The following is a 12,054-nucleotide window of genomic DNA, read 5'->3' as shown; positions in this document are numbered from 1 at the left end:
TTGATTGCTCCTGTTTACTTGGGTAGCCAGAGCTTTCATGATGCGCGGACGGCAAAAAGCATTACAGATTCAACGAGACTGTATTAACCCCATACAGATTCTTCGATTCAGCGTCTGAATCCGATAATTTAGCCCCATCTGTACTGGTTAACCGAATTACCCGCATCGAGACTGCGCCATGACCCTTTACGTCAACCTCGCCGAATTGCTCGGTACCCGTATCGAACAGGGCTTCTATCGCCCCGGTGACCGGCTGCCGTCGGTGCGGGCGTTGAGTGTCGAGCACGGGGTCAGCCTGAGCACTGTGCAGCAGGCCTATCGCGTGCTGGAAGACAGCGGGCTGGCGACCCCCAAACCCAAGTCCGGCTACTTCGTACCGGTGGGCCGCGAATTGCCGGAGCTGCCGGCCATCGGCCGTCCGGCCCAGCGTCCGGTGGATATTTCGCAGTGGGATCAGGTGCTGGAATTGATCCGCGCCGTCCCGCGCAAGGACGTCGTGCAACTGGGCCGCGGCATGCCGGACATCACCACGCCGACCATGAAACCGTTGCTGCGCAACCTGGCGCGCATCAGCCGTCGCCAGGACATGCCCGGTCTGTATTACGACAACATCTACGGCACCCTCGAACTGCGCGAACAGATTGCTCGCCTGATGCTCGATTCCGGGTGCCAATTGACCGCCCACGACCTGGTGGTGACCACCGGCTGCCATGAAGCACTGTCCACCAGCATTCGTGCGATTTGCGAGCCGGGGGACATTGTGGCGGTGGACTCGCCCAGCTTTCACGGCGCCATGCAGACCCTCAAGGGCCTGGGCATGAAAGCCCTGGAAATCCCCACCGACCCGATCACCGGGATCAGCCTCGATGCGCTCGAACTGGCGTTGGAGCAATGGCCGATCAAGGCCATACAGTTGACGCCCAACTGCAACAACCCGCTGGGCTACATCATGCCGGAATCGCGCAAACGCGCCTTGTTGACGCTCGCACAGCGTTTCGACGTAGCGATTATCGAAGACGATGTGTATGGCGAACTTTCCTACAGCTACCCGCGTCCACGCACGATCAAATCCTTCGACGAAGACGGCCGCGTGTTGCTGTGCAGTTCCTTTTCCAAAACCCTGGCACCCGGGCTGCGCATTGGCTGGGTCGCGCCCGGACGCTATCTGGAACGGGTGCTGCACATGAAATACATCAGCACCGGCTCTACCGCGCCGCAACCGCAGATTGCGATTGCCGAATTTCTCAAGGCCGGGCATTTCGAACCGCATTTGCGGCGGATGCGCACGCAATACCAACGCAGTCGCGACCTGATGATCGACTGGGTCACGCGCTATTTCCCCGCCGGCACCCGCGCCAGTCGCCCGCAAGGCAGCTTCATGTTGTGGGTTGAGCTGCCGGACGGCTTTGACACCCTGAAACTGAATCGCGCCCTGCATGATCAAGGCGTACAGATTGCCGTCGGCAGCATCTTTTCCGCCTCGGGCAAGTACCGCAACTGCCTGCGGATGAACTACGCTGCCAAGCCAACACCGCTGATCGAAGAAGCCGTGCGCAAGGTCGGCGCCGCAGCGATCAAACTGCTGGCAGAAACGGACCACATCACCGACTGACCTTTCTCAGGAATCCAGCGTCCATATACCGACCTTTGCCGCCAATCGGAACGTTCCTACGTGAGAGTCAGACAGCCCCTACTTGCTCTTCTGCTACTCGCCTCGTTTCTGGGCGGTTGCGCCAGCTTCGACGTTCAACGCGAACCGAGCCAGGCTTTACCCGCCAGCGATTCGGCGTTCGGCCGCTCGATCCAGGCCCAGGCCGCGCCCCACGAGGGCAGGTCCGGCTTTCGCTTGCTGTCCAACAGCAGCGAAGCCTTCATGGCCCGTGCCGAGCTGATCCGCAATGCCCAAAGCAGCCTCGACTTGCAGTACTACATCGTGCATGACGGCATCAGCACGCGGATGCTGGCGGACGAATTACTCAAGGCTGCGGATCGCGGCGTGCGGGTGAGAATCCTGCTCGATGACACCACCAGCGACGGCCTGGACTGGATCATCGCGACCCTCGCTGCGCACCCGCAGATCCAGATCCGCCTGTTCAACCCGCTGCACCTGGGCCGCGCCACGGGCGTGACACGCACCATGGGCCGCTTGTTCAACCTGTCGCTGCAACATCGGCGCATGCACAACAAGTTGTGGCTGGCGGACAACAGTGCGGCCATCGTCGGCGGCCGTAACCTGGGAGACGAATACTTCGATGCCGAGCCCAACCTGAATTTCACCGACATCGACATGCTCGGCGTCGGGCCGGTGGCGGAACAGCTTGGCCACAGCTTCGACCAGTACTGGAACAGCGCGCTGAGCAAACCGATCGACGAGTTCCTGTCGAGCAGACCGACGCAAAAGGACCTGCAAAATACCCGCACGCGCCTGGAAGAATCCCTGGAAGAGACCCGCAAGCAGAATCATGCGCTCTATCAGCAGTTGATGACTTACACCACAAAGCCACGCATGGACATCTGGCGCCGGGAGCTGATCTGGGCCTGGAACCAGGCGCTGTGGGATGCACCGAGCAAGGTCTTGTCGGACGGCGAGCCTGACCCCCATTTGTTGCTGACCACGCAACTGGCGCCGGAGCTTACGGGCGTCAGCAAAGAACTGATCATGATCTCGGCTTACTTCGTACCGGGGCAGCCGGGGTTGGTCTACCTCACCGGCCGGGCCGACGCCGGGGTGTCGGTGAGTTTGTTGACCAACTCGCTTGAAGCCACGGACGTGCCGGCCGTGCACGGCGGTTACGCGCCTTATCGCCGGGCGCTGCTGGAACATGGCGTGAAGCTGTACGAACTGCGCCGCCAGCCCGGCGAAGGCGGCGGCAGCGGGCCGCATATTTTCTACAGCAAGTCCTTCCGGGGTTCCGATTCCAGCCTGCACAGCAAGGCGATGATCTTCGACCAGCAGAAATCCTTCATCGGCTCATTCAACTTCGATCCACGCTCGGTGCTGTGGAACACCGAAGTCGGCGTGCTGGTGGACAGCCCCGAACTCGCCGCGCATGTGCGTAGAGCGGCCATGGAGGGTATGGCGCCGCCCTTGAGCTATCAGGTGAAACTGGAGAATGACCGGATCGTCTGGGTGACGGAGGATGACGGCAAAATGCACACGCTGACCAAGGAGCCGGGGAGTCTATGGCGCCGCTTCAATTCCTGGTTCAGCACGGCGGTCGGCCTTGAGCGGATGTTGTAGCGTTGCTTCCATCAATCAAATGTGGCGAGGGAGCTTGCTCCCGCTGGGTCGCGAAGCGGCCCTAAACCAGAAGCCCCCGTTCATTCAGACTGAACGAGGGCTCCGATCGGCGACTGCTGCGCAGTCGAGCGGGAGCAAGCTCCCTCGCCACACGCTTGTGCAGGGTTTCAGGCCGGTTCGGCAACTCCACCGAACGCGCCTTGGCGTGACAGTAAGATCACCAACCCGAACGCCCCCGCGGCCATGAACAGCGGCAACGCATGCCCGCTGATCCACTGGCTGCCGGCACCGGCCGCCAAAGGCCCGATCAGGCAACCGATGCCCCACAGCTGCGCAATGTGCGCGTTGGCTCGCACCAGTGCATCGTCGCGATAGCGTTCGCCGATCAGGATCAGCGACAAGGTGAACAATCCCCCGGCACTGGCGCCAAACAGCACCCACAACGGCCAGATCAACAACGTATCGATGAGCAACGGGATCGCCAGACTCGAAAGTAGCAACACCACCGCGCAACCGGTGAACAAAGTGCGGCGTGACAAGCGATCCGCCAGCGCGCCGATCGGCAATTGCAGCAGGGCATCACCCACCACCACGGTGCTGACCATCGCCAAGGCGATTTCCGTGGTGAAACCCTGACGCAGGCAATACACCGGCAACAAGGTCAGGATCATCGCTTCAAACGCCGCGAACAGCGACACCGCCCAGGCAATCGCCGGCAAGCCACGGCAGAAGCCCCACAAGTCGCCAAACGTCACGCTGGCAGCCTCACTGGACGGTGCGCCGCTGCGGCCCAGCAACAGGAGCGGCGCCGCTATGAGCAAGCCGACGCCGACCCAGAAGCCGTAATCGTGTTCGGTGCCCAGAACGCCCAGCAGCAACGGCCCGGCCAGCTGACTCAGCGCGTAGCTGCTGCCGTACAGCGCCACCAATCGTCCGCGCCATTGTTCGATCACCAGTTGGTTGATCCAGCTTTCGCCAAGGATGAAGACCAGGGTCAGGATCACCCCGATCATCAGGCGCATCACCAGCCAGACCGGATAGCTCGGCAACAGCGCCAGCAAGCCGATGGACACTGCCCCGGCCCACAGGCACAGACGCATCAGATTGGCCGTGCCCAGACGCGAGGCCAGATGGCTGGAAATCTTCGCCCCCAGCAGCACGCCAATGGCCGGCATCGCCGCCATCACACCGATGGCGAACGAGCCGTAGCCCCAGCTTTCCAGGCGAAACGACACCAGCGGCATGCTGACCCCCAGGGCCAGGCCAACACTCAAGACAGACGCCAACACGGCGAAATAAGTCGCCCAACGCATGTTCCACGCTCCTGTGGATATTTTTGGCACCGCACAAAACAATGTGGGAGCGAGCCTGCTCGCGATAACGGAACAACATTCAACACTGGATGTTGACTGTCACACCGCCATCGCGAGCAGGCTCGCCCCCACAGGGGATCTTCGTTGCGTGGTGCTTACAACTTGATCCAGGTCGCCTTCAGCTCGGTGTATTTGTCGAACGCGTGCAGCGACTTGTCGCGGCCATTGCCCGATTGCTTGAAGCCGCCAAACGGTGCGGTCATGTCGCCGCCGTCGTATTGGTTGACCCACACGCTACCGGCACGCAGCGCACGAGCGGTCAGGTGCGCCTTGGAAATGTCCTTGGTCCACACCGCAGCAGCCAGGCCGTAAGGCGTGTCGTTGGCAATCGCGATGGCTTCCTCGGCGGTGTCGAACGCGATCACCGACAACACCGGGCCAAAGATTTCTTCCTGAGCGATTTTCATCGCATTGTTTACGCCGTCGAAAATCGTCGGTTCAACGTAAGTGCCACCGCTTTCCTGAAGCGTGCGCTTGCCGCCAGCCACCAGTTTGGCGCCGTCGGCGTGGCCGGATTCGATGTAGGACAGCACGGTATTCATCTGCTGGGTGTCCACCAGCGCGCCGACGTTGGTCGCCGGGTCCAGTGGGTTGCCCGGCTTCCAGGTTTTCAGTGCTTCGATCACCAGCGGCAGGAAGGTGTCCTTGATCGAGCGTTCGACCAGCAGACGCGAACCAGCAGTGCAGACTTCGCCCTGGTTGAAGGCAATGGCACCGGCCGCCGCTTCAGCTGCGGCTTGCAGGTCCGGGGCATCGGCAAACACGATGTTCGGGCTCTTGCCGCCCGCTTCGAGCCAGACGCGCTTCATGTTCGATTCGCCGGAGTAGATCAGCAATTGCTTGGCGATCTTGGTCGAACCGGTGAACACCAGCGTATCGACATCGTTGTGCAGGGCCAAGGCCTTGCCGACGGTGTGACCGTAACCCGGCAAAACGTTAAGCACGCCTTTCGGAATGCCGGCTTCGACGGCCAGCGCAGCAATGCGAATGGCGGTCAGCGGGGATTTTTCCGATGGCTTGAGGATCACCGAGTTACCGGTGGACAGCGCCGGCCCGAGTTTCCAGCAGGCCATCATCAACGGGAAGTTCCACGGCACGATGGCGCCAACCACGCCGACCGGTTCGCGAGTCACCAGACCCAGCTGATCGTGCGGGGTGGCGGCGACTTCGTCGTAGATCTTGTCGATGGCTTCACCGCTCCAGCTCAGGGCTTGCGCCGCGCCGGGAACGTCGATGTACAGGGAATCGCTGATCGGCTTGCCCATGTCCAGGGTTTCAAGCAGCGCCAGCTCTTCGGCGTGCTGTTTGAGCAGGCCGGCGAAACGGATCATGGTGGCTTTGCGCTTGGTCGGTGCCAGGCGCGACCAGACGCCGGAATTGAAGGTGGCGCGGGCGTTTTCAACGGCGCGCTGGGCGTCGGCGGCGTCACAGCTGGCAATCTTGCCCAGCAGACGGCCATCGACCGGGCTGATGCACTCGAAGGTCTCGCTGGAGACGGCATCGGTGTATTCGCCATTGATGTAGGCACGGCCTTCGATCTTCAGATCGCGAGCCCGTTGTTCCCAATCGGCACGAGTCAGGGTGGTCATACGAGTGTCCTCCTCTTGTTGAATACGAGCGCCCAACGATCGTCGCGGACGCTGTCAGGAATTCTGCCCAGCCAGCCTGATTTTTCGGCCCAAGGCAACCGCCACCCTAAACCAGCGACAGGTGAAGTTTCAATATATTTGACATAAGGCCGGCAAACGGCCTTGCGATGTTCATTTTAATAAACATAGACTTTGGGCTTTCCAACCAACCGCGCCGCAATCACGGGGGATAACAACAATGAGCATCCAGGACATCGTCGACTTCAGCCAGGCCACCACCCAACCCGATCGCTATCGGCCGGACCCGGCAAAAGTCCTCAAGGGCGACCCCGAGCAAGCGGTCTACAACCACTACAACAGCCCTTGCGGCCAGTTGAATGCGGGCGTGTGGGAAGGCGCTGTTGGCCAGTGGCATGTGAACTTCACCGAGCATGAGTACTGCGAAATCATTCAGGGCGTTTCAGTGCTGCGTGACAACGACGGCAACAGCAAGACCGTGCGTGCGGGTGATCGCTTCGTGATCCCGGCCGGGTTCAGGGGCACCTGGGAAGTGCTGGAGCCGTGCCGCAAGATTTATGTGGCGTTTGAACAGAAGGCCTGAGGATTTGTATTAGCCGGGCCGGCCTCTTCGCAGGCAAGCCTCGCTCCTACATCGGACGCGACTCACCGCAGGCGAAGGGGCACTAACAGGCAACCCATAACCTGCAGGCAACAAAAAAGGCCCGTATCTCGCGATACGGGCCTTTTTTGTAAGAGGGAAAAATCAATTACTTGATTTTGCCTTCTTTGTACATCACGTGCTTGCGAACGCGCGGATCGAACATGCGCTTTTCGAGCTTGTCCGGAGTAGTACGCTTGTTCTTGTCGGTAGTGTAGAAGTGACCAGTACCGGCGCTAGAAATCATTCGAATCAATTCACGCATGATTAGCTCCCTTAGATCTTGCCAGCTTTGCGGATTTCGGCCAGCACGACAGTGATGCCACGCTTGTCGATAATACGCATGCCTTTGGCAGATACGCGCAGACGCACGAAACGTTTCTCTTCTTCAACCCAGAAGCGGTGATGCTGCAGGTTCGGCAGGAAACGACGACGGGTTTTGTTGTTTGCGTGGGAAATGTTATTCCCAGTCACCGGACCCTTACCGGTAACTTGACATACTCTCGACATGCCTCAGCCCTCTAAAACCACATGCCCAACCCGGCATGGGTTGGCCGCTTAATCTCTCAGTCATTTGGCGCCAGGCGCCGCGTTTCTTTAGAGGTCTTACCGGCTACACCTACAGTGAAGGAACCGGGCCCCTAGAAAAGAGCGCTGCTTTATACCAGAAAGACTGGAGAGCAACAACATTCCGTGTGCGCGGACTTTATAAATTCCCCATTTTTCGGGCGCCGAGCGCCTTGGATAAAGGCTGTGGCCGATTAAGACCGCTCGTCGCAGAGAATCGGTCAACCGACCGATTTCGGGTTTTCCTCGGCCCGCATCACCGAAAACAAGCGCACATACTCTCCTTAAAATGAAAAAGGAGATAGTCATTTGCAAAAGAGCCCACTAGGGTAAGCCTTTTCCAGACTGCACTTGCAGATGGGCCTTCGATCTGTAAAGGAATCCGACCATGCGCCTCGCTGCCCTACCGCTGTTGTTCGCCCCGCTCCTGCTGAGCCCGCTGGCCCATGCCGCCGCCCTGAGCGTCTGCACCGAGGCGAGTCCGGAAGGGTTCGACGTGGTGCAATACAACTCGCTGACCACCACCAACGCGTCCGCCGATGTGCTGATGAACCGTCTGGTGGACTTCGACACCGCCAGCGGTAAAGTGGTCGCCAGCCTCGCGGACAGCTGGGAAGTCAGCCCCGACGGCCTGACCTACGTGTTCAAGTTGCACCCACAGGTGAAATTCCACCGCACCGAGTACTTCAGCCCGACACGCGAGCTGACCGCCGAAGACGTCAAATTCAGCTTCGACCGCATGCTCGACCCGGCGCACCCTTGGCACAAGGTCGCCCAGAGCGGCTTCCCGCACGCCCAATCGATGCAGTTGCCGGCGCTGATCAAGAAGATCGATGCACTGGACCCGCTGACCGTACGCTTCACCCTCGATCACCCGGACTCAACCTTCCTCGCTACCCTGAGTATGGGCTTCGCCTCGATCTATTCCGCGGAATACGCCGACAAACTGCTGAAGGCCGGCACGCCCGAGAAGCTCAACAGCCAGCCGATCGGCAGCGGCCCATTCGTGTTCACCCGCTTCCAAAAAGATGCCTCGATTCGCTACAAGGCCAACCCGGACTACTTCCGTGGCAAGCCTTCGGTGGACCCGCTGATCTTCGCCATCACCCCGGACGCCAATGTGCGTTTGCAGAAATTGCGTCGCAACGAGTGCCAGATCGCCCTGTCGCCCAAGCCTCTGGACGTACAGGCCGCGCTGAAAGAACCGACACTGAAAGTGGAAAAGACTGACGCCTTCATGACTGCGTTCGTCGGCATCAACAGCCAACATCCGCCGCTGGACAAACCTGAAGTGCGCCAGGCGATCAACCTCGCCTTCGACAAGGCCAACTATGTCAAAGCCGTGTTCGAAGACACTGCCGAGCCTGCCAACGGCCCGTACCCGCCGAACACCTGGAGCTACGCCAAAGGCCTGCCCGGTTATCCGCATGACGTCGAGAAGGCCAAGACATTGATGGCCAAGGCCGGACTCAAGGACGGCTTCCAGACCACCATCTGGACCCGACCTTCCGGCAGTCTGCTGAACCCGAACCCGAGCCTGAGCGCTCAAATGCTGCAATCGGACCTTGCGGAAATCGGCATCCAGGCCGAAATACGGGTGATCGAATGGGGCGAGCTGATTCGCCGCGCCAAAGCCGGCGAGCACGACCTGCTGTTCATGGGTTGGGCTGGCGACAACGGTGACCCGGACAACTTCCTCACGCCGCAGTTTTCCTGCGCCGCGGTCAAATCCGGCACTAACTTCGCCCGCTACTGCAACCAGGACCTGGACAAGCTGATCAGCGCCGGCAAGACCACCGGCGAGCAAGGTGTGCGTACCAAGCTTTACGAACAGGCCCAGGCGCAGATCCAGCAGCAGGCGCTTTGGCTGCCGTTGGCCCACCCGACGGCGTTCGCGTTGACGCGCAAGAACGTCGAGGGTTACTCAGTCAGCCCGTTTGGTCGCCAGGATTACTCCAAGGTCAACCTCAAGTAACGCTTGGAAACGCTGCGCGAATGCTTCTCTGTGGCGAGGGAGCTTGCTCCCGCCGGGCTGCGCAGCGGCCCTGAAGATCCTGTGAGCGCTGCGCACTCAAGCGGGAGCAAGCTCCCTCGCCACAGAAGCCCGTCCCCAAGCCCTACATCCACCCATACTCGGCCATTGAAAGCGGCTCGCCGTCACCAATGATGAAATGGTCAAGCACTCGCACATCAATCAATTCCAGCGCCTCTTGCAAGCGTTTGGTCAGCGTGCGGTCGGCCTGGCTGGGATCGGAATTGCCCGACGGATGGTTGTGGCAAAGGATCAATGCGGCGGCGTTATGAGCCAATGCGCGCTTGACCACCTGTCGCGGGTACACGCTGGTGTTGTCGATGGAGCCGCGAAACAGCACCTCAAACGCCAGCACCCGGTGTTTTGAATCCAGGAACAGGCTACCGAAGACCTCATGCGGCTCGTGGCGCAGCATCGACTTGAGGTAGTCGCGCACCGCCAGGGGGCTTTCCATCACTGAATCACGTCGTAACCGCTCTGCCAGATGCCGGCGGGCCATTTCCAGCACCGCCTGCAACTGCGCAAACTTTGCCGGCCCAAGGCCGAGCTCACCACTGAAGGTCCGAAGGTCGGCTTCGAGCAAAGTGCGCAGGCTGCCAAATTGCTGCAACAGGTGTCGCGCCAAATCCACCGCGCTTTTGCCGGACACACCGGTCCGTAAAAAAATCGCCAGCAGCTCTGCGTCCGAGAGACTCGCCGATCCCTGCTCCAGTAACTTCTCCCGCGGCCGCTCCGCCGCCGGCCAATCACGAATACTCATAGCACCTTCCCTGTCTGTGGGCGCCGCTGTTCCATAGCGGTCGCTGTGATATCGTAGCCCATCTTTTTTGCTGGCGATTTCATCCCTGGGGAGGGGGTCTCGCCATGCTGTCATCAACGAAATAAAAGGCAGACCTATGCAGCGGCTGTATCGGAAACGCATCGTTCTGGGCGTCGGCGGCGGTATTGCTGCCTACAAGAGCGCCGACCTGGTTCGCCGCCTGATCGACCAGGGTGCCGAAGTGCGCGTGGTCATGACCCGTGGCGGCAGCGAGTTCATCACTCCGCTGACCATGCAGGCCTTGTCCGGGCACCCGGTTCATCTCGACTTGCTGGACCCCGCAGCAGAAGCTGCCATGGGCCACATCGAGCTGGCCAAGTGGGCCGATATGGTGCTGATCGCCCCTGCTACGGCGGACCTGATTGCCCGTCTGGCCCAAGGCATTGCCGACGATCTGCTGACCACGCTGGTGCTGGCCACCGATGCGGTGGTCGCCATCGCCCCGGCGATGAACCAGGCCATGTGGCGCGACCCGGCAACCCAGGCCAACCTGCAAACCCTCGAAAGCCGCGACATCAAAGCCTTCGGGCCGGCCTCCGGTAGCCAGGCGTGCGGCGACGTCGGCCTGGGCCGCATGCTCGAAGCCGTCGAGCTCGCCCAGTGCGCGGCGGACTGCTTCAAGCGCCAGGCATTGACCGGCAAACACGTGCTGATCACCGCCGGCCCGACTCAGGAAAACATCGATCCGGTGCGCTACATCACCAACCACAGCTCCGGAAAAATGGGCTTTGCCCTGGCCGAAGCCGCGGTGGAAGCCGGCGCCCGCGTCACGCTGATCACCGGCCCGGTGCACCTGCCGACTCCGGATCGTGTCACCCGCATCGACGTGGTCAGCGCTCGCGACATGCTCGCCGCCTGCGAAGCCGCGATCCCTTGCGACCTGTTTATCGCCTCGGCAGCGGTCGCGGACTACCGCCCTGAAGTCGTCGCCCCACAGAAACTCAAGAAAGACCCTACGAACGGCGACGGCTTGTTGCTACAGATGGTGCGCAACCCGGACATCCTGGCCACCATCGCCACCCGCCCCGACCGTCCGTTCAGTGTCGGCTTCGCTGCCGAAACCGAACACCTGCTCGATTACGCTGCCCGCAAGTTGAAAGACAAGAACCTCGATCTGATCGTCGCCAACGACGTCGCCAACCCGAGCATTGGCTTCAACAGCGAAGAAAACGCCTGCAGCGTGATCGATCGTGAACTGCACGCCACACTTTTCGCCCAGACCAGCAAGAGCAAAATTGCTCGCCAGCTGATCACTTTTATCGCCGAACGTCTGAACCAGGTTTAATTTACATGCACGCTTTGCAAGCCAAGATCCTCGACCCCCGCATCGGTACCGAATTCCCGCTGCCGCAGTACGCCACGCCTGGCTCCGCCGGCCTCGACCTGCGCGCCATGCTGGAAAAAGACACCGTCATCAAGCCGGGCGAAACCCTGCTGATCCCGACCGGCCTGTCCGTCTACATTGGCGATCCGGGTTTGGCCGCGCTGATTCTGCCGCGCTCCGGCCTGGGCCATAAACATGGCATCGTGCTGGGCAATCTGGTCGGTTTGATCGACTCCGATTACCAGGGCCCGCTGATGGTTTCGTGCTGGAACCGTGGCCAGACCGACTTCAACATGGTGGTCGGTGAACGCCTGGCTCAATTGGTTCTGGTGCCGGTGGTTCAAGCGCACTTCGAGATGGTCGAAGAGTTTGTTGAAACCGAGCGTGGTGCCGGTGGTTTCGGGCATTCCGGCAGCCATTGATCCGATAAAGCATCCTGTGGCGAGGGAG

The 12,054-nt window shown here is 60.7% G+C and carries 11 protein-coding genes; 6 read left to right on the top strand and 5 right to left on the bottom strand.

What is annotated here, in order from left to right:
- Nucleotides 1-178 precede the first annotated feature (178 nt).
- Both AB4N91_RS27745 and AB4N91_RS27740 read left to right on the top strand, forming a co-directional pair.
- Nucleotides 179-1,612: an aminotransferase-like domain-containing protein gene (locus tag AB4N91_RS27745; protein ID WP_010465180.1), complete on the top strand. Its 1,434-nt coding sequence runs from the start codon at nucleotides 179-181 to the stop codon at nucleotides 1,610-1,612.
- Nucleotides 1,613-1,672: 60 nt separating this feature from the next.
- Nucleotides 1,673-3,241 (top strand): phospholipase D family protein, encoded by a 1,569-nt coding sequence (locus AB4N91_RS27740; RefSeq protein ID WP_042932478.1) that lies wholly within the window; start codon nucleotides 1,673-1,675, stop codon nucleotides 3,239-3,241.
- Between the two features lie 167 nt (nucleotides 3,242-3,408).
- Here the strand turns inward: AB4N91_RS27740 and AB4N91_RS27735 are convergent, their stop codons facing one another.
- A complete protein-coding gene (locus tag AB4N91_RS27735; protein ID WP_010465183.1) occupies nucleotides 3,409-4,554 on the bottom strand; it encodes an MFS transporter in 1,146 nt (381 codons plus the stop codon).
- A gap of 155 nt (nucleotides 4,555-4,709) precedes the next feature.
- Nucleotides 4,710-6,203 carry an aldehyde dehydrogenase gene (locus AB4N91_RS27730; protein WP_077748583.1) on the bottom strand — a complete coding sequence of 498 codons (1,494 nt, stop codon included), beginning with the start codon at nucleotides 6,201-6,203 and terminating at the stop codon, nucleotides 4,710-4,712.
- 238 nt (nucleotides 6,204-6,441) lie between these two features.
- Here AB4N91_RS27730 and AB4N91_RS27725 point away from each other — a divergent pair, with 238 nt between their 5' ends.
- Nucleotides 6,442-6,804 (top strand): cupin domain-containing protein, encoded by a 363-nt coding sequence (locus AB4N91_RS27725; RefSeq protein WP_010465187.1) that lies wholly within the window; start codon nucleotides 6,442-6,444, stop codon nucleotides 6,802-6,804.
- Between the two features lie 166 nt (nucleotides 6,805-6,970).
- On the opposite strand, the gene rpmG is transcribed toward AB4N91_RS27725, so the two are convergent.
- A complete protein-coding gene (gene rpmG, locus AB4N91_RS27720; protein ID WP_008150173.1) occupies nucleotides 6,971-7,126 on the bottom strand; it encodes a 50S ribosomal protein L33 in 156 nt (51 codons plus the stop codon).
- Between the two features lie 11 nt (nucleotides 7,127-7,137).
- On the bottom strand, nucleotides 7,138-7,371 hold the full coding sequence (rpmB, locus tag AB4N91_RS27715) for a 50S ribosomal protein L28 (RefSeq protein ID WP_007894701.1): 234 nt from the start codon (nucleotides 7,369-7,371) through the stop codon (nucleotides 7,138-7,140).
- Nucleotides 7,372-7,816: 445 nt separating this feature from the next.
- Here rpmB and AB4N91_RS27710 point away from each other — a divergent pair, with 445 nt between their 5' ends.
- On the top strand, nucleotides 7,817-9,403 hold the full coding sequence (locus AB4N91_RS27710; RefSeq protein ID WP_077748582.1) for an ABC transporter substrate-binding protein: 1,587 nt from the start codon (nucleotides 7,817-7,819) through the stop codon (nucleotides 9,401-9,403).
- Between the two features lie 142 nt (nucleotides 9,404-9,545).
- On the opposite strand, the gene radC is transcribed toward AB4N91_RS27710, so the two are convergent.
- Nucleotides 9,546-10,220: a RadC family protein gene (radC, locus tag AB4N91_RS27705; protein WP_010465196.1), complete on the bottom strand. Its 675-nt coding sequence runs from the start codon at nucleotides 10,218-10,220 to the stop codon at nucleotides 9,546-9,548.
- A 136-nt stretch (nucleotides 10,221-10,356) separates the two neighbouring features.
- Here radC and coaBC point away from each other — a divergent pair, with 136 nt between their 5' ends.
- Together coaBC and dut are read left to right on the top strand one after the other, a co-directional pair.
- A complete protein-coding gene (gene coaBC / locus AB4N91_RS27700) occupies nucleotides 10,357-11,565 on the top strand; it encodes a bifunctional phosphopantothenoylcysteine decarboxylase/phosphopantothenate--cysteine ligase CoaBC (protein ID WP_010465198.1) in 1,209 nt (402 codons plus the stop codon).
- Nucleotides 11,566-11,570: 5 nt separating this feature from the next.
- Complete coding sequence (gene dut, locus AB4N91_RS27695) at nucleotides 11,571-12,026, top strand: dUTP diphosphatase (protein ID WP_010465200.1); 456 nt, start codon at nucleotides 11,571-11,573, stop codon at nucleotides 12,024-12,026.
- Nucleotides 12,027-12,054: the final 28 nt, after the last annotated feature.

The sequence above is a fragment of the Pseudomonas sp. H3_D04 genome, from assembly GCF_054669175.1.
The sequence above is the reverse complement of the archived record's forward strand: the minus strand, read 5'-3'. Positions and strand labels throughout refer to the sequence as shown.